The following is a 17,143-nucleotide window of genomic DNA, read 5'->3' on the forward strand; positions in this document are numbered from 1 at the left end:
ATTAGGCGCGATCGAAAGGACGGCCAATCGAAGTTAATTGGCTTAGTTTTCCATCAGCGCTGTAGCCGACATTGGCATTTCTTTGCGCCGCCAAGGAAGCCATTAGATGCTGATTGACTTCTTCATGCGTTTGAATGAGCTGGCCATTGGTGCGATTCATCGTGTCGGCCAATTTGGCATTTTGCAGTAAATCGAACCAAATCTTAACGTCATCACCCAGTGCGGCCTCAATTAGCTCGGCACTATTGAGCTGCGATTGCAGGCAAAACTGCGCACGCGCGCTGCTCGCAGCTTCTAACTGTTGCAGCATGGCGGTTTTGCTATTGATGATTTGTAGCACTTGATCGAACTGGCGCTTGATCAGCGCATCTTGTTCTTGGGCCAACAATGCAAGAAGCCGCTGAACCTGATCAGATTCAGCGGCAATATAGTTTTTGAGCTCTGCAGACTGAGCCATTACAAACCTTCGTCGATTAACGAGCTAGCAGCTCTTTTACGCTCGAGAGTAAACCATCGGCGATGGCTTCAGGCTTCACGGCAAAACGGCCTTCGGCAATCGCCGCGCGAATGGCTGCGACTTTTTCAGCGTCAAAAGTCGCTTCGTTGCTCGCTACGCCAGATAATTTGCTATTGACACTGCTACTTTCCGGTGCAGCAGCATCGCTTACTTTGTTCGCAGCGCCGCTACGCACCTCATTAGGCTTGGCGCCTAATGGGCCTAGTGGCTTGCCTGTGTTGTCGATTTTCATGATGTTTCCCCTACCGTGCAGCACGGTGGTCATCGTTCAGTTATTACTATTATGCCTATAATCGGCTTGGCTGCGAAATTCTTTAACAATTCAACCTTTTATCAGTTAATTCTAATACATTTTTGCACAGAGCTCTTGCGATCAATGGTATTTTTATTGCCCTTGGCGTAATGTGACTTATCTTTGTTGAATGCCACATTACCGGAGTTTACTTGCCATGGAAGTTTTCCAAAGCCAATTTGGCCCCATCGAAGTCGATCCTGAAACCGTCATTCATTTTCCTGCGGGTTTACCTGGCTTTGAAGAATGCAAAAACTACAAGCTATTGCACGAGGACAAACCCAATCCTAGCGTATATTGGCTCCAGTCGCTTGACGATGCGACGGTCGCGTTTTCTATAGTCGGCGCCGAGCGACTTGGCTTTAATTATGTGCTGACTTTAAGCGATGAAGAATGCACGAGCATTGAATTGAATAACGCCAGCGACGCGATGTTATTTTTGATTTTATCTCGTCCAGACAATCAGGCCATCCGCGCTAATACGCTAGCGCCACTCGTTATCAACTTGCAATCAAGAAAGGGTTTGCAAAAGGTTGATGTAAAAGCCGATATCGTCTTTAGCAACACCTAACACCAATTAGTGCGAAGCAACATCATTAGGCTTTCAGATTAGCTTGGGTTTGCGGCTGCCTTGTTGTATGATTGCGTCCAAATTTTTGGGGTAGCCTTGTGGCTGCCTGCTTGCGCTACCCAAGCGCCTCTGGAGTTTTAGAGCATGAAAACCACCTTCCTTGACTTCGAGCAATCAGTTGCTGAGCTTGAAAACAAGATCGAAGAGCTGCGCTACGTGCAGGATGATTCGGCAGTTGATATTTCGGTTGAAATTTCTCACCTCGAGAAAAAAAGCCAAGAACTGACCAAGAACATTTATTCGAAATTAACGCCTTGGCAGATTTCACAGGTATCGCGCCACCCACAGCGCCCGTACACCTATGACTATATCTCGGGCCTGTTTACCGATTTCCAAGAGTTGCATGGCGACCGCGCATTTGCCGATGATTTGGCGATTGTGGGTGGTTTGGCGCGCTTTAACGGCCAAAGTGTGATGGTTATCGGCCATCAAAAAGGCCGTGATACTAAAGAAAAAATTTCGCGCAATTTTGGCATGCCGCGCCCAGAAGGCTATCGCAAAGCCTTGCGCCTAATGAAGTTGGCCGAAAAATTCAATATTCCAGTCATCACCTTCGTTGACACGCCAGGCGCTTACCCTGGTATTGGCGCCGAAGAGCGCGGTCAATCAGAGGCGATCGGCCGCAATCTGTTTGAAATGGCCCAGCTGAAAGTGCCGGTGATTTGCACGATTATCGGTGAAGGTGGTTCGGGTGGCGCGTTGGCGATTGCCGTTGGCGACGTGGTGCAAATGTTGCAATACTCAACCTACTCCGTCATTTCACCGGAAGGTTGCGCGACCATTTTGTGGAAAACTGCAGAGCGCGCATCGGACGCCGCTGAAGCACTTGGAATTACCGCTAGCCGCTTAAAAACGCTGGGCCTGATAGATAAAGTGGTACCAGAGCCAGTCGGCGGCGCGCATCGCAATCCGCAAGAAATGATGGCAACGATGAAAAAATCGATTGCCGACTCGCTCAAAGCCCTTAAAGCAAAAAGCGTTGATGAGCTGCTTGAAGCACGCTTTGATCGCCTGATGGAACATGGCAAATTTAAAGAAGAAGCCTCAGCCTAAAGGCTGGCAACTCGCCTTTGAACAGATCAAAGGCTTTGTTCATACACACAACGGGAGCTTAGGCTCCCGTTGTTCCTTCACGCCCACCTTACCGCATCTGTGCGTTGGATTTTCGGGTGGGCTCGATTCAACGATACTGCTGCATTGGCTTGCTAGTTTGCGCAGCGAGCTGGGCTTTACACTCAGCGCGGTGCATGTCCATCACGGACTATCCCCGAATGCCGACCATTGGGCTGAGCAATCTCAGCACTTTGCTCAATCGCTAAATGTTGCTTGCACCATCCAGCGGGTTCAGCTCGATTTGAGCCAAGGCGCCGGCATTGAAGGCGCGGCGCGAAAAGCGCGTTATGCGATTTATGAGCAACAAGAATGCGACGCGGTATTGCTCGCGCATCACCAAAACGATCAAGCCGAAACGCTATTGATCAATCTGCTGCGCGGCAGCGGCCCGGCCGGTTTGGCGGCAATGCCAGCGCAGCGTGTTTTGACGCCACAGAGCGCCCTGCTCCGCCCGCTATTGCATATTTCCCGCGCCGAGTTGCTTGATTACGCCAACGAGCATGCGCTGCACTGGATTGAAGACGAAAGCAATCAGGATACACAATACAAGCGCAACGATATTCGGCATAACCTGATGCCAACCATCTTGGGTATATCACCCAAAGCATTGACCACATTGACCCGCAGCGCAATACATCAAAGCGAAGTGAATGATTTGCTGATTGAAATCGCCGAGAAAGATTTAGCCGCGTGCAACAATCAAGGCGCTTTGCAATTACAGCCTTGGCTTCAGCTCAGCGCAGTGCGGCAAAAGAATGTGTTGCGCCACTGGCTGGGTTTAGCTGGCATCGTGCTCGAATTACGCGCGTTTAATGAATTGCTGCGCACTGCTGTTGACGCGGCGGATGACACGCACCCTGCCTTGGTATGGCGCAACGCGGCGATTCGGCGCTATCAAGGCCAGTTGCACATTACGCAAGCCAGCCTTGCTGCTGGCCCGACGCAAAACATCACGCCTGCGCTTGACGCTGGCAACGACTTATCCGATTGGCGCGGCGTGTTGCGCTGGACCAAGGTCGACAGTGGCGGCATCGCCGTGCATTGGTTCGATAGTGCAAGCATTAGCGTGCAAGGTCGCCAAGGTGGTGAGCAATTTAAACTGGCGACCAACCGCCCGACGCGCTCCTTAAAAGCGCATTGCCAAGCCGAATCAATCGCGCCGTGGCTACGCGAAACGACGCCATTGATTTATATTGATGGCCAATTAGCTGCGATGCCCGGGCTTGGCGTCAATGCGCAATTTCAGCCGCGCGATGGCGAAACCGGCTGGCTGCCCGCATGGCACCCATACCCCCCAAGGGTGTAGCCTCATATACCAATACTGAATTTATCTTCAAACAGATACCCAATACAGAACACAGATCATCATGGCAAAAAAAACAGTTAGCGATATACCAACTCACACCCCCATGATGCAGCAATACCTCGCGCTCAAGGCCGATCACCAAGACAAGCTGGTGTTCTATCGCATGGGCGACTTTTACGAGCTGTTTTTTGACGATGCAATCAAAGCCGCGCGCCTGCTCGACATCACGCTGACCACGCGTGGCAGCAGCGCCGGTGAGCCAATCAAAATGGCCGGCATTCCGTTTCATTCGCTCGAGCCCTACTTGGCCAAGCTAGTGAAGTTGGGCGAATCGATCGCGATTTGCGAACAAGTGGGCGACCCCGCCACCAGCAAAGGGCCGGTCGAGCGCAAAGTGATGCGCGTGATTACGCCGGGCACGCTGACCGACGCGGCGCTACTCGACGATAAGCAGGAAAACCGCCTGCTCGCTATCCGCATGGTGCGCGGCAAAATGGGCATGGCGTGGCTCTCGCTCGCGTCGGGCGATTTTGCGCTGATGGATACCGACGTTGAAAAACTGCCGTCCGAGCTAGAGCGCCTGCGCCCTGCTGAAATTTTGATCAGCGACGAAGCTGAGCTCACCATTTTTGATCAACTGCGCACGCCAGTACGCCGTCTCGCGAGCTGGCAATTTGACGCGACTAGCGCCGAACGTAATTTAACGCGCCACTTTGCCGTGCACGATTTAGAAGGCTTCGGCATCAGCGAACCTTTACTGGCCTTGGGCGCAGCCGGTGCGCTGCTCGAATACGTACGCAGCACGCAAGGCGGCGCGCTGCCTGCCTTGGCGGGTCTGCGCGTTGAAGCGCACAGCCAGTTTATCGAGCTTGATGCCGCAACACGCCGCAATCTGGAAATCACCGAAACCATCCGTGGCGAAGCCGCACCGACCTTGTTTTCACTACTGGACAACTGCGCCACCGGCATGGGCTCGCGCCTCTTGGCCAATTGGCTGCACCACCCGCTGCGCAGTCACGGCAAAATTCTGGAGCGCCAAGCAGCGATCGGTACGCTGATCGATGCCGGACAAAATGAACACTTGTACTCGCAATTGCGCGAAATCGCCGACATCGAACGCATCGTGTCGCGTATTGCTCTGAAATCAGCGCGCCCGCGCGATTTGGCGAGCTTGCGCGATAGCTTAAAAGTGCTGCCTGATTTAGCCGCGCAAATGCCAAACGGTGGCTTGTTCGACGGCATTGCGCACGCAATGCAGGCCGAGCCAGCAATTTACGAATTGCTCGCCGCAGCAATCTTGCCCGAACCGGGCGTGGTGATCCGCGAAGGCGGCGTGATTGCCGATGGCTACTCGGCGGATTTGGATGAATTGCGTGCGATTCAAAATAATTGCGGCGAATTTTTAACGATGCTGGAGGCACGCGAGCGCGAGCGTACCGGCATTGCCACCCTTCGCGTAGAGTATAACCGTGTAGCAGGCTTCTTTATTGAGGTTACCAACTCATACCTAGGCCAAGTACCTGATGATTATCGTCGTCGTCAAACGATGAAAAACGCTGAGCGTTACATCACGCCCGAGCTGAAACAATTTGAAGAAAAAGCGCTGTCGGCGAACGACAGAGCTTTGGCGCTGGAAAAACAGCTGTATGAATCGGTGCTCGACAGTCTGCAAACCCACCTTGCCACCTTACGCCTGACCGCGCAGGCTGTTGCGACGCTCGACGTACTGGTGTGCTTGGCGCAGCGCGCGCAATTATCGGGCTATATTGCGCCCGAGTTTTGCGATGACGCGGTGCTGCAAATTGAAGCCGGTCGCCACCCTGTTGTTGAAGAGCAAATCGACGACTTCATTCCCAATAGCGTCGATTTTCACTTGGCGCGCAAATTGCTACTGATTACCGGCCCAAATATGGGCGGTAAATCAACGTATATGCGCCAAGTGGCGCTGATTGCGCTGCTGGCGCACGTTGGCTCTTATGTGCCCGCGACCGCAGCCAAAATTGGTCGCCTCGATCGGATTTTCACGCGCATTGGCGCGAGCGACGATCTGGCCGGCGGCCGCTCGACCTTTATGGTGGAAATGACCGAAACGGCGAATATTTTGAACAATGCCGGTGAGCACTCTTTGGTGCTAATGGACGAAGTCGGCCGTGGTACCTCGACGTTTGACGGCTTGGCGCTGGCGTGGTCGATTGCCAAAGCACTCATCGAGAAAAACCGCTGCTACACGCTATTTGCCACACATTATTTTGAGCTAACACGTTTGGCGCAGGACTACGCACAAGTGGCGAATGTGCACCTTGATGCGGTTGAGCACAAAGACCGAATCGTGTTTTTGCATGCCGTACAAGAAGGCCCAGCGTCGCAAAGTTATGGTGTTGCAGTAGCTAGTTTGGCGGGAGTGCCGAAGGAAGTGGTGCGTAGCGCAAAACGTAAACTGCAGGAATTAGAACAATCAAGTCTTGCCAATAACTTGCAGCCAGATTTATTTGCAGCAAGTTTTTCGACAGAACCGGAACTTTTACCTCATCCAGCGATCGAAATGCTAGATGGGATAATCCCTGATGCAATTACCCCTCGCCAAGCACTAGAGATGCTCTATAAACTCAAGGAACTAACCTAGATCAAATTTGCATCATTTTCGCAGCATGATGTGCAGCAACTAAGCTAGCCTAATCATATGCGGTAACCATCTAGTTCTTATTAAGGATATATCATGAATTCTGCTACTGAGCTTTCTGATCCAATCATTGATAAGCAAGGGACTACTTTGCTTGAATTGGCTCGCATGGTTTCAGAAAAGGGGCCCCAGGACGGGATTGGTTTGAGTGATCTAAAGGCGAGTGCAGCGAATGAATTGCGTCGTTTTGGCGATGATTTATCCAGCCATCTGGCAGCGCACACCGCAATCCAAGTTCCGCCAGCCTATCAGCTACGTAGCACCAGCAACGGACAGGTATGTGTGGTCGGCGAGCATCCTGATAAAGCTAAAATTGAAAATTATTTAAACAGTGATACACGCCTGCTGAAATGGTTTAAAGAAATTGAAGTGCTATTTGAAATTCAACGCCGCCTAGAGCTCAACGCAACTGGCGGCACGATGGACGATCAGGTCTTTAATCTAGGCATGACCAGCCTAGGCAGCATTGCTTTTTTCACGACCGAAAAATAATCTCAACCCACTTCGAAGAGCCGCGACTTAGATCACACCTCTAAGGCGGCTCTTTGTCGTTTCTAGCAATTCGCCAGCCCCTCTGAGACGAGTTATAATCACACCTTATTGAATTAGGTATATTACCCATGAAAACCATTAAAGCTCGTCGCCCGCAACCGGCCATTCGAGAAGCAAAAGCGAACGACCAACAGCGCGCAACATCCAAAATCGGTGCTCGTGGGCAATCCACCCTGGGTGAATCTCGTTTCGCCAATAAGAAAAAGAAAGCCACTTCTGGCCCTGATATGGGGCGCTCATCCACGCCAGCAACCAGCAAAAAACGCAACTCGCCAACGAGTGGTATGAGCCGCATGGTTGCGCAAGCGATTGCCAAGACCGCAGTCGCACGCGAAGTACAAGGTATTAAGCCTGCTACAGAGCTTACTGAAAAACCAGAAACACAAACGGTTATCCGCGATAGCAAAGCGCGCCCTAGTGCCAAACGCGCAAAGAAAATGCCTCAGCGCCAAGGCTCTCAGCATGAAGTGGCGGTGCAAAAGCAATTACGCGAAAAACGTCTGACTTTCGACCAAATTGGCGATGAGCGTTTGCAAAAGGCTTTGGCGTTTTCGGGCATTGGTTCTCGCCGTGATATGGAAGAAGTGATTGAAGCCGGCCGCGTGAGTGTCAACGGAAAAATCGCCGATCTAGGCGCGAAGGTTAGCCCCGGAGATGAAGTTCGAATCGATGGCAAACGCGTTGCGCTCAAATGGCAAGACCGCCTGCCGCGCGTGATTATGTATCACAAGGAAGAAGGCGAATTGGTGAGCCGTGACGACCCAGAAGGCCGCGTCACCGTGTTTGATCGCCTCAAACGCATTTCGTCGAGTAAATGGGTAGCGATTGGTCGTTTGGACTTTAACACCTCGGGTTTGCTGATCTTTACCACCTCGGGCGAACTAGCTAATCGCATGATGCACCCAAGCTTTGAAGTTGAGCGTGAATACGCAGTGCGTGTGCATGGCGCATTAACGCCTGAACAAATGAAAGAAATGGTCAACGGCATCGAGCTTGACGATGGCCCCGCCAACTTCAGCCGCATTGAAGATCGTGGTGGTGAAGGGCAAAATCATTGGTACCACGTTGTACTCAAAGAGGGTCGTAACCGCGAAGTTCGCCGTATGTTCGAGCATTACAACCTGATGGTCAGCCGCTTGATGCGGATTCGCTTCGGGATGTTTAACTTGCCGGGCCGTCTCAAACGCGGTCAGTTTTATGAATTAACCGAAACCGAAGTCTTGGCGGTGATGAAGTGGGCCGATCTGACGATGATGGGTCAGGTTAAACGCCGTTAAGTAGTTTAGCTAGGTCAAAGCATGAGCAAAGCGTTTACCAAAGAAATTGATGGCGATGATGACGATCTACCGGCAGAGCTAAAAGTCCCAGCAGGTAGTAAAAACTATATGACGCCACAAGGCTGGCAGCGAATGAAAAACGAGTTATATGAACTCGTAAATAAAGAGCGCCCGCACGTGACTCAAGTCGTTAATTGGGCAGCCAGCAATGGCGATCGTTCGGAAAACGCCGATTATCAATATGGTAAACGCCGCTTACGCGAAATTGATCGCCGGATTCGCTTTTTAAGTAAACGTCTTGAAGCCGCCGAGGTGATTGATCCCGAGCTGCGCGAGCCAACTGATCAGGTTTTTTTTAGCGCCACCGTCACGTACTTGCGTGAAGATGGCCGCGAAGAAACGGTAGCTATCGTTGGCATCGACGAGACCAATTTTCCGCTTAACCATATCAGCTGGACCTCCCCAGTCGCGCGCGCTTTGATTAAAGCGCGGGAAGGCGATGTCGTTTTATTACGCACTCCGAATGGCCACGAAGAGCTCGAAATCATCGAAGTTCGCTATACGAAAATAGAAAGCTAAGTGTTTGCCTTTCAACGACAAATTTGTAATGAAAAGTAATCATCTTTGCCAGAAACGGCGTGCTGCTGGTATTGTTTTGTCATGAACACACATAATCACGCCACCACCAGCCTCTTTCGCCGTGTTTTACGCAGCATGGCAGTACGCATTGCCATTGCGGCGTGCTTGATTTCTGCCATCAGTTATTACTACAGCTATATCCGCCTGCAAGAAGAAGCGCTGACCAATCTTGCCAAATACATCGACACACGCAGCCTATTAGAGAGCGAATTATTCCTAACTGCGGAATCAAATACCAAGTTGATTCGTGACGATTTTATCCGTCGCTACACGGCAGCGCAGCACCTTGATTTTAGTACTGATTTTTATGGTTTACTCCGCCAAGACCGTGATGGCATGTGGCGTGTTAAAGTTGAAAAAGATGATTTTGAACATCAGGCTACCGTGGCGCTACTCCCTACGGCCAAACACACGCCTGAACTGATGCGCCAAGTCGTACTAGGCCATCAAATTCTTAGCCAATATGGCCCCGCCTACCGGGCGCGTAGCTATGACACTTTCATCGATTTAAACGTCTCGGACGTGAGCTTAATGTACCTACCTAAGCTCAATTACGCCCGTAATGGCTCAGTATCCGACTTTGCCGAGGATTTAGAAACTGAACTAGGCGCCCTGCCCGAGCGTAATCCATCGCGCAATAGTTTCTGGACTGGCATCTACTACGACAAGCAAGCCTTGGAATGGATGGTTTCTGTCGTCACGCCGATCGACTACCTCGGCAAATACATTGGTGGCGTAGGGCAAGATATTCCGCTACTGGAGTTGATGAATCGGACCAATAAAGTCAGCATCCCCGGCACACACAATATGATTTTCACGCGCGGCGGTTTGCTACTATCGCACCCAGATTACATGAGCAAAATCGAAGAAGCTAATGGCCACCTTGATATGCGCAAAAGCGATGCACAATTGCGCAATATCTATAGCGTGGTGAGCAAAGCTAGTCCTAAAGATCGTTTCGTTGAAAGTCTAGATGGCCGTGCATGGCTAGGCATTGCACCAATCAAAGGCGCGGATTGGCTTTTTGTCACCGTATATCCCAAAGCTTTGTTAGAAGAAAAAGCCGCATGGTCTGCCAGCATGGTATTGATCTTGGGGATTTTTGCCCTGGCCGTCGAATTAGGCCTATTGGCTTTTGTACTGCGCAATGATGTCGCCAAACCTCTTGATCGCCTGAAAAATGCCATTCGCAGCCTGGCTGCGGGTAAAACCACCAATCAGCTAGACCTGCATCGCAGCGATGAAATTGGCGAGCTAGCGCGCACTTTCAATGAAATGTCGCACACGGTGCAATCACACCGCATGCACCTAGAAGATCTAGTAACAGATCGAACGACAGAATTGGCGACACGTAACTTGCAATTGGAAGCTGCGAATGAGGCACTAAAATACCTCAACCAAGAAAAGAACGAGCTACTCGCCATTGCGGCACATGATTTGAAAAACCCAGTGGCCAGCATTCAAGGCATGGCCAATTTACTTAACGACCGGCTTGAATCTTGGCCGGCGGAACGAATCAAAGAGCGCCTCGATGGCATACAGCTACTTGCTGGTCGTATGCAGCGCATTATTAGTAACCTGCTTGACTACGACGCACTGGAAGCTGGCTCAGTTTTAATGCAAATCGAAGACGTCGATATCGACGATTTAATATCCGACACCATCGTCACTTGGCGCGAACGACTCAATAGCAAACAACAAACCATCCAATTCAATCCAACCCATTTGCGGGTTCGAACCGATCGGCAAGCCTTATGGCAGGTAATGGATAATTTAATTTCCAATGCCATTAAGTATTCGCCTAACGAGAAGCGAATCGAGATTAGCGCCTCAGAAGTTGGTGACGATGTTGAAATCGCCGTGATCGATCAAGGGCCGGGTATTGCCCCGCATGAAATCGGTATGTTGTTTAAGAAATTTAGTCGCCTCTCGGCTCGCCCAACAGGCGGCGAACACACTACGGGATTAGGATTGTCCATTGTAAAAAAATTGGTTGAAGCGGTATACGGTCAAATTCGCTGCGAAAGCCAATTTGGGCAAGGCGCTAAATTTATTGTGACACTTCCAGCCGCGCCGAAAAAAATCGAGCAGCAAGCTTAAGTTTTAAATTGCCGATACCCGCTACGCCAGCCGCTGGCATTTAGGTTAAAATCAGAGGCCGCAATTTAATTGCGGCCTTTTTCATCTTTTAGCGAGGGCTTTTGATGCGCCAATATCACGCTTTATTGCAACATGTTCTGGATACTGGCGTCGCCAAAGAAGATCGCACCGGCACTGGTACCGTATCGGTATTCGGCCATCAAATGCGCTTTAATCTGGCCGAAGGCTTTCCGCTCGTTACCACAAAAAAAACGCACCTGAAATCCATCATCAACGAATTGCTGTGGTTTTTGCGCGGCGACACCAATGTGCGCTGGTTGCAAGAACGCGGCGTGACCATTTGGGACGAATGGGCGCGTGAGGACGGTGAATTGGGCCCAGTGTACGGCTACCAGTGGCGCAGCTGGCCCACCGCGGATGGCCGCCACATCGACCAGATCAGCGAAGTGGTCAAACAGCTTAAAACCAATCCCGATTCACGCCGCATTATCGTATCCGCGTGGAACGTCGGTGAAATTGAAAACATGGCGCTGCCGCCTTGCCACGCTTTCTTTCAGTTTTACGTTGCGCCAGCACAACCGGGCGACGCGGATCAGCGCGGCAAACTGTCTTGCCAGCTGTATCAGCGCAGCGCCGATTTATTCTTGGGCGTGCCGTTTAATATCGCCTCGTATGCGACCTTGGTCTTGATGCTGGCTCAGGTGTGCGATTTGCAGCCGGGTGACTTTATTTGGACTGGCGGTGATTGCCATATTTACCGCAACCACTTTGAACAAGTGAAAGAGCAGCTGTCACGCGAGCCGCGCAGCTTGCCGGTGTTGAAACTCAATCCAGCGAAGACAGATATTTTCTCGTTCGAGTTTGAAGACTTTACGCTCGAAGGCTACGACCCGCATCCAGCGATCAAAGCGCCTGTCGCGGTGTAAACCACGTGGGTATATTCATCCAGCCTAATTTTCAATTGACCTAGGTAGATATACCCACAATGACTTCCACATCGTCTTCCACTAAATAGTGACAAGCCAGCCGCACTTGCCGTGGCGAATCAAAAATCGTTAATGGCATATTCAGCGGCTGCTTGGCATGACGCACCAAGACATTGCGCTCCTTACTGCTGATTTCAATCCAGCGCCCGCTGTGTTGATGGCTGCAATACACCTGACACGCCCCACACGTGCCCTGCCCGCAGCGCCACGCCAAAGCCAATAACCCATCGCGCGCCAGCGGCCTGGCCACGTCGATCAGCGCGGTGCCCGCGGCAACTTCAACCGTGATAGGCGCAGTATTAGGCTGGATAAAAGTCACCGTCGGCATCGGCAGGGTTTCGCGTTAAAATTGCAAGATTACAGCTAGGATAGCAGCGATGAAAAAATCCACACAAGGTGGCCTCGTCTACTCGACCGAACACGGCCGCATGTGCCCGACTTGCCAGCAGGCAATTGCGCAGTGCACCTGTAAAGCGGCGCCAAAACCGAGTGGCGACGGTATCGTGCGCATTAGCCGCGAAGTGCGCAGCGGCAAAACAATCTCGGTAATTCGCGGCGTTTTGCTAGAAGCGGCTGAACTCAACAAATTGGGCAAAGAACTTAAAAACCTGTGCGGCACCGGCGGCACGGTGAAAGACGGCGTGATTGAAATTCAGGGCGATCATCGCGAACTCATCGCCAAAAAACTCGCGACGCGCTGGACAGTAAAGTTAGCTGGCGGCTAGGGTATTGCCCTCCAAGCTAATTTTCTAAATTGCCACAGCCAAATACCCTTAAGCAGTTAGGTTTGGAAATAGCACCTCGGTAAAGCCAAATTGCGTCATATCGGTGATTCGCTGCGGGTACAAAATACCCCATAAATGATCGCATTCGTGCTGCACCACGCGGGCATGAAAACCATCCACGGTGCGATCAATCGCATTGCCAAACTGGTCAAAACCTTGATAACGAATCTGCGTATAACGCGGCACTTGGCCGCGCAAGCCCGGCACCGATAAGCACCCTTCCCAACCCGATTCTTGCTCATCGCCCAAGGGCGTAATCACCGGATTAATCAACACCGTTTCTGGCACGGCCTCGGCATCGGGATAGCGCTCGCTGCGCTCAAAACCAAAAATCACCACCTGCAAATCAACGCCAATTTGTGGCGCGGCGATGCCCACACCGCCGGTGGCCCGCATCGTGTCGAATAAATCGATAATCAATTGATGCAATGTGGGCGTGTTAAACTCAGCCACGCATTGCGCTTGCCGCAACAAACGCGCGTCACCCATTTTTAATACCGTTTGTACCGCCATTTCCTCGCTCCGCAGTGGTTTAAATCGCGCCATTTGCCCCGATACTACCATTGTGTCTATCCAGAGATCATCCATGCCCGATTTTTACGACCCCTGTAGCGATATGGACGAAGCCACGCTGCACGCTTGGCAGTTTTATCTTGCCGTCGCTGAATTGGCTTTAAGCCATTTGCAAACTTATCCGGCCGGCACGATTGCAATTACCGATGATCAAGAAAACGCCTATTGGGCTTGGCAAGGCGCCGAGCAGATGTACTTGGCGTGGGCGCCGATCGCCGATGAAATGGTCTGCTTTGAAGCTGCGAGCTTAGTGGTCGAAATTGTAGGGCTTGCCGCCGAAGAAATAAATTACCGCCGTGAAAGCTTAACAAGATGGCTGCAATCAGAATTTGCTACTACGCTGATATGGCCCAAAGTGCAATTGCAACAAGCAATCCGCGCACCAGGGCAATTTTAAAGCGCTTTCCTTACAAGAAAGAATATGGGTATATCTATCAAGAGCATACAAATAGGTTTTTATATTATTACACCCCACCCATGTATCAAAAAAACATGAACAAAGGCTTGATTTTGTAAGTTTTTAGCTGCATCTTATCGTTGTAAGTTTAAAATTCATCACAAGGAAAAACGATTATCCCTATGGCATCCGTACTCCCCCATCCAGAAAGCTTATTTTTAAGCCCGAGCGAGCGTGGACTGAGCAGCCCTGAAGTGATCGAAAAGCCCAAAGCAGCGCCCACGATCACCGATAAAATCAATCGTCTAAAACAAAAACGCCAACTGGCCAGCGATTTACAAGCGATGATCGCCAAAAGTGGTTTGAGCATCGAAGAATTGCGCGAAGCCTTGCGCGGCCAATAAGATGCCGCCATGCTTGAGGCCTTATTCATTTTGGTTTGAAGTATGGCTCAATCGCTGAGTTCCGAATCACTCGATAGCGCCAACGCCCTGAGCGCGCCCGAATGGCAAAGCCTGAACACCGGCGACGACCCTTTTCTCAGCCGCGCATTTCTGGGCCTTGCCGAAACCACACGTGCCGCTAGCCCACGCTTGGGCTGGCAAGCTGCTCACTTGGCTTTACGCGATCACACGCAGCAACTACAAGGCTTTATGCCGATGTATTTGCGCTCTCACTCCTTTGGCGATTTTTCGCGCGATTGGCAATGGGATCAGGCGTGGCAATCCGCTGGCCTAGCCTATTATCCCAAACTCGTCACCGGCATTCCATTTACCCCATCACCCGGACCTCGTGCGGTTTTAAGTGCAAACAGCACAATTTCTCGCTCGCAGCTGATCCAGGGCGCGCTGCAAGTCGCACGCGATATGGAAGTTTCAAGCTGGCAATGCTTATTTGTCACCGAGGAAGATCGCACCGCCTTGCTGGATGCCGGCGTATTGCTGCGCCAAGGCGTACAGTTTCACTGGATCAATCGTGGCTACGAATCGTTTGACGACTATTTAGCGACGTTCACCGCTGATAAGCGTAAAAAGCTCAAGCGCGAACGCCGCCAAGTGAGCGAATCGGGCTTAAGTTTGGCAGTGTGGCACGGCGATGAAATTGCGCCACAACACTGGAGCGCGCTGTATCGGCAATACGCGAACACCTTTCGACGTTACGGCAATCATCCCGCTTTCTCGCAGACTTTTTTCGAGCAAATCGCGCGCGAGCTCGGCCAGCGCATGGTGATTTTCGTCGCGCTTCAAAACGAGCAACCTATCGCGTCGGCGATTTGCTATCGCAATGCAAATACCCTGTTTGGCCGTCATTGGGGTGCAGATCTGGATTGCCCCGGTTTACACTTCGAGCTGTGTTACTACCAAGGCATACATTACGCGATCGAATATGGACTGCAGCGCTTTGAGCCGGGCGCGCAAGGCGAACATAAACTGGCCCGCGGCTTTGAACCCATCAACACTTGGTGTGGCTACTGGATTGCCAACCCGACAATGCGCCACAGCGTGGCGCAATTTCTAGCACGTGAGCACCTTGCTAACGAGCAATATCAGCAAGCAATGCGCTCGCACTTGCCGTTTAAGGTATTGCCAGAGCTTTAATTGCGGCCGAGTAAATAATTTTATTTTATAGATCAACGCACTAGGCAAATCGTTGCAAATAGCGCTTGCCAAGTTAGGCTTAGTCGGGAATAATGCGGCCTCTAAACCAGTTACCTGCCCAGGTGGCGAAATGGTAGACGCAGGGGACTCAAAATCCCCCGCCGCAAGGTGTGTCGGTTCGAGTCCGACCCTGGGCACCAAATACAAAAAAGCCGTTAAACTTCAAAGTTTAACGGCTTTTTCTATTTCCAGTTCCAACCCCATCATTCAGACTGCTTTTTTGCTGTACACAGGTTTGCACACAGTGAAACTCACCGCGCCGCTCCGCAACTACAAACTGCAACCGAAACATGGCACTTCCGCCTTTTTTGTGAACAAAAAAAGCCGTTCAAAACTGAACGGCTTTTTCACTGCCAAGTAAAATTACTTCGCCAACAAGATGCGCAACATACGACGCAATGGCTCAGCCGCGCCCCACAGCAATTGATCGCCGATGACGAATGCGCTGATGTACTCTGGACCCATATTGAGCTTGCGTACACGCCCTACACCGATATCGAGCTTGCCAGTGATCGAAGCTGGCGTCAGCTCTTTCACGCTGATTTCGCGATCGTTTGGTACCCATTTCACCCAGTTATTGCCTGATTTGATAATCGATTCGATTTCAGCTAATGGCAGGTCTTTTTTCAGCTTGATCGTCAGTGCCAAGCTGTGGCATCGCATCGCGCCGATACGAACACACAAGCCATCAACTGGAATCGTTGCATTGGTGCCAAGGATTTTATTCACTTCGGCTTGGCCTTTCCATTCTTCTTTCGATTGGCCGTTATCCAGTTGCTTGTCAATCCACGGAATCAAGCCGCCGGCCAATGGCGCGCCGAAGAATTCAGTAGGTACATCTGTGCGGATAGTTTCAGCGACTTTTTTGTCAATATCCAAAATCGCCGACGCTGGCGTTGCCAATTCAGCCGCCACTGAGTTGTAAACCACGCCCATGCCTTTGAGCAATTCGCGCATGTGGTTTGCGCCGCCGCCTGAAGCTGCTTGGTAGGTCATTGATGACACCCAATCAACTAAACCTGCTTTAAACAAGCCGCCCATACCCATCAACATGATCGAGTTGGTGCAGTTGCCGCCGATGTAGTTTTTCACGCCTTTGTCCAAAGCGCTTTGGATCACGTCGTCGTTGACAGGGTCAAGTACGATCACCGCATCTTCTTCCATACGCAGTGTAGATGCAGCATCGATCCAGTAACCATTCCAGCCTGCCGCGCGCAGCTTTGGAAACACCGCCGTGGTGTAGTCGCCACCTTGGCAAGAGATAATCACGTCCATCTCAGCCAATTGTGCAATTTCGTTAGCGTCTTTCAAGGTGCCAGCATCTTTGCCAAAATTTGGCGCTGCTTGACCCGCTTGCGATGTGGTGAAAAAGACTGGATCAATCACGTCAAAATCTTTCTCTTCCTGCATGCGTTGCATCAGGACTGAGCCCACCATACCGCGCCAACCGACTAAACCAACCCGCTTCATCATGTTTTCCTTATTAATTACAAAGTACGAACAACAAGCCCTTGATATTAGAGAAATTCCGTATGTCTGGCTAGACGAAAGCCGCTAAGAATTACCTCTCATGCGATTTTTTGGCAAAAAAGAATGACGTTTGAATGATCATGGTGTATTTTTACATTGACCAACGA

Annotated in this window: 18 protein-coding genes and 1 tRNA gene; 14 read left to right on the forward strand and 5 right to left on the reverse strand. The window is 51.1% G+C overall.

Going from position 1 to position 17,143, the window contains the following annotated elements; all coding sequences use genetic code 11:
• Position 1: 1 nt before the first annotated feature.
• Both NT239_04075 and flgM read right to left on the reverse strand, forming a co-directional pair.
• Positions 2–457, reverse strand: coding sequence for a flagellar protein FlgN (locus NT239_04075; GenBank protein XGA72030.1), 456 nt, complete (start codon positions 455–457; stop codon positions 2–4).
• 16 nt (positions 458–473) lie between these two features.
• Positions 474–749 carry a flagellar biosynthesis anti-sigma factor FlgM gene (gene flgM / locus NT239_04080; protein ID XGA72031.1) on the reverse strand — a complete coding sequence of 92 codons (276 nt, stop codon included), beginning with the start codon at positions 747–749 and terminating at the stop codon, positions 474–476.
• Between the two features lie 217 nt (positions 750–966).
• Here flgM and fliW point away from each other — a divergent pair, with 217 nt between their 5' ends.
• The 9 genes from fliW (at position 967) to NT239_04125 (ending at position 12,033) form a co-directional block, all read left to right on the forward strand.
• Complete coding sequence (gene fliW / locus NT239_04085; protein ID XGA72032.1) at positions 967–1,380, forward strand: flagellar assembly protein FliW; 414 nt, start codon at positions 967–969, stop codon at positions 1,378–1,380.
• A 144-nt stretch (positions 1,381–1,524) separates the two neighbouring features.
• Positions 1,525–2,493, forward strand: a complete 969-nt coding sequence (locus tag NT239_04090; GenBank protein ID XGA72033.1) for an acetyl-CoA carboxylase carboxyltransferase subunit alpha — start codon at positions 1,525–1,527, stop codon at positions 2,491–2,493.
• Positions 2,462–3,859 carry a tRNA lysidine(34) synthetase TilS gene (tilS, locus tag NT239_04095; protein XGA72034.1) on the forward strand — a complete coding sequence of 466 codons (1,398 nt, stop codon included), beginning with the start codon at positions 2,462–2,464 and terminating at the stop codon, positions 3,857–3,859. The genes NT239_04090 and tilS overlap by 32 nt, the downstream gene beginning before the upstream one ends.
• 61 nt (positions 3,860–3,920) lie before the next feature.
• Entirely contained in the window at positions 3,921–6,482 is a 2,562-nt protein-coding gene (gene mutS, locus NT239_04100) for a DNA mismatch repair protein MutS (GenBank protein XGA72035.1), read from the forward strand.
• 93 nt (positions 6,483–6,575) lie between these two features.
• Positions 6,576–7,031, forward strand: coding sequence for a hypothetical protein (locus NT239_04105; protein ID XGA72036.1), 456 nt, complete (start codon positions 6,576–6,578; stop codon positions 7,029–7,031).
• Between the two features lie 128 nt (positions 7,032–7,159).
• On the forward strand, positions 7,160–8,368 hold the full coding sequence (locus tag NT239_04110) for a pseudouridine synthase (GenBank protein XGA72037.1): 1,209 nt from the start codon (positions 7,160–7,162) through the stop codon (positions 8,366–8,368).
• Positions 8,369–8,476: 108 nt separating this feature from the next.
• On the forward strand, positions 8,477–8,947 hold the full coding sequence (greB, locus tag NT239_04115; GenBank protein XGA72769.1) for a transcription elongation factor GreB: 471 nt from the start codon (positions 8,477–8,479) through the stop codon (positions 8,945–8,947).
• A gap of 81 nt (positions 8,948–9,028) precedes the next feature.
• Positions 9,029–11,107 carry a sensor histidine kinase gene (locus NT239_04120; protein XGA72038.1) on the forward strand — a complete coding sequence of 693 codons (2,079 nt, stop codon included), beginning with the start codon at positions 9,029–9,031 and terminating at the stop codon, positions 11,105–11,107.
• Positions 11,108–11,211: 104 nt separating this feature from the next.
• Entirely contained in the window at positions 11,212–12,033 is an 822-nt protein-coding gene (locus NT239_04125) for a thymidylate synthase (protein XGA72039.1), read from the forward strand.
• A gap of 40 nt (positions 12,034–12,073) precedes the next feature.
• Here NT239_04125 and NT239_04130 read toward each other — a convergent pair whose 3' ends face one another.
• Positions 12,074–12,421, reverse strand: coding sequence for a 2Fe-2S iron-sulfur cluster-binding protein (locus tag NT239_04130; protein ID XGA72040.1), 348 nt, complete (start codon positions 12,419–12,421; stop codon positions 12,074–12,076).
• A 49-nt stretch (positions 12,422–12,470) separates the two neighbouring features.
• Between NT239_04130 and NT239_04135 the strand changes: the two genes are divergently transcribed.
• Complete coding sequence (locus tag NT239_04135; GenBank protein XGA72041.1) at positions 12,471–12,818, forward strand: translation initiation factor Sui1; 348 nt, start codon at positions 12,471–12,473, stop codon at positions 12,816–12,818.
• Between the two features lie 48 nt (positions 12,819–12,866).
• Here the strand turns inward: NT239_04135 and def are convergent, their stop codons facing one another.
• On the reverse strand, positions 12,867–13,391 hold the full coding sequence (def, locus tag NT239_04140; GenBank protein ID XGA72770.1) for a peptide deformylase: 525 nt from the start codon (positions 13,389–13,391) through the stop codon (positions 12,867–12,869).
• 73 nt (positions 13,392–13,464) lie between these two features.
• On the opposite strand from def, the gene NT239_04145 reads away from it, so the two are divergent.
• From NT239_04145 to NT239_04160, 4 genes are all read left to right on the forward strand, one after another.
• Positions 13,465–13,848 carry a hypothetical protein gene (locus NT239_04145; protein ID XGA72042.1) on the forward strand — a complete coding sequence of 128 codons (384 nt, stop codon included), beginning with the start codon at positions 13,465–13,467 and terminating at the stop codon, positions 13,846–13,848.
• Positions 13,849–14,030: 182 nt separating this feature from the next.
• Positions 14,031–14,252: a hypothetical protein gene (locus NT239_04150; GenBank protein XGA72043.1), complete on the forward strand. Its 222-nt coding sequence runs from the start codon at positions 14,031–14,033 to the stop codon at positions 14,250–14,252.
• A 42-nt stretch (positions 14,253–14,294) separates the two neighbouring features.
• A complete protein-coding gene (locus tag NT239_04155; GenBank protein XGA72044.1) occupies positions 14,295–15,446 on the forward strand; it encodes a GNAT family N-acetyltransferase in 1,152 nt (383 codons plus the stop codon).
• A gap of 116 nt (positions 15,447–15,562) precedes the next feature.
• Positions 15,563–15,646: transfer RNA gene (locus tag NT239_04160), tRNA-Leu, on the forward strand.
• A 223-nt stretch (positions 15,647–15,869) separates the two neighbouring features.
• Here the strand turns inward: NT239_04160 and asd are convergent.
• Complete coding sequence (gene asd, locus NT239_04165) at positions 15,870–16,976, reverse strand: aspartate-semialdehyde dehydrogenase (GenBank protein XGA72771.1); 1,107 nt, start codon at positions 16,974–16,976, stop codon at positions 15,870–15,872.
• Positions 16,977–17,143 lie beyond the last annotated feature (167 nt).

Source organism: Chitinibacter sp. SCUT-21 (assembly GCA_041874755.1).
GTDB lineage: Bacteria > Pseudomonadota > Gammaproteobacteria > Burkholderiales > Chitinibacteraceae > Chitinibacter.

Coding starts and splice junctions, on each gene's coding strand:
- NT239_04075 (XGA72030.1), bottom strand. CDS start 457: ATGGCTCAGTCTGCAGAGCTCAAAAACTATATTGCCGCTGAATCTGAT.
- flgM (XGA72031.1), bottom strand. CDS start 749: ATGAAAATCGACAACACAGGCAAGCCACTAGGCCCATTAGGCGCCAAG.
- fliW (XGA72032.1), top strand. CDS start 967: ATGGAAGTTTTCCAAAGCCAATTTGGCCCCATCGAAGTCGATCCTGAA.
- NT239_04090 (XGA72033.1), top strand. CDS start 1,525: ATGAAAACCACCTTCCTTGACTTCGAGCAATCAGTTGCTGAGCTTGAA.
- tilS (XGA72034.1), top strand. CDS start 2,462: ATGGCAAATTTAAAGAAGAAGCCTCAGCCTAAAGGCTGGCAACTCGCC.
- mutS (XGA72035.1), top strand. CDS start 3,921: ATGGCAAAAAAAACAGTTAGCGATATACCAACTCACACCCCCATGATG.
- NT239_04105 (XGA72036.1), top strand. CDS start 6,576: ATGAATTCTGCTACTGAGCTTTCTGATCCAATCATTGATAAGCAAGGG.
- NT239_04110 (XGA72037.1), top strand. CDS start 7,160: ATGAAAACCATTAAAGCTCGTCGCCCGCAACCGGCCATTCGAGAAGCA.
- greB (XGA72769.1), top strand. CDS start 8,477: ATGACGCCACAAGGCTGGCAGCGAATGAAAAACGAGTTATATGAACTC.
- NT239_04120 (XGA72038.1), top strand. CDS start 9,029: ATGAACACACATAATCACGCCACCACCAGCCTCTTTCGCCGTGTTTTA.
- NT239_04125 (XGA72039.1), top strand. CDS start 11,212: ATGCGCCAATATCACGCTTTATTGCAACATGTTCTGGATACTGGCGTC.
- NT239_04130 (XGA72040.1), bottom strand. CDS start 12,421: ATGCCGACGGTGACTTTTATCCAGCCTAATACTGCGCCTATCACGGTT.
- NT239_04135 (XGA72041.1), top strand. CDS start 12,471: ATGAAAAAATCCACACAAGGTGGCCTCGTCTACTCGACCGAACACGGC.
- def (XGA72770.1), bottom strand. CDS start 13,391: ATGGCGGTACAAACGGTATTAAAAATGGGTGACGCGCGTTTGTTGCGG.
- NT239_04145 (XGA72042.1), top strand. CDS start 13,465: ATGCCCGATTTTTACGACCCCTGTAGCGATATGGACGAAGCCACGCTG.
- NT239_04150 (XGA72043.1), top strand. CDS start 14,031: ATGGCATCCGTACTCCCCCATCCAGAAAGCTTATTTTTAAGCCCGAGC.
- NT239_04155 (XGA72044.1), top strand. CDS start 14,295: ATGGCTCAATCGCTGAGTTCCGAATCACTCGATAGCGCCAACGCCCTG.
- asd (XGA72771.1), bottom strand. CDS start 16,976: ATGAAGCGGGTTGGTTTAGTCGGTTGGCGCGGTATGGTGGGCTCAGTC.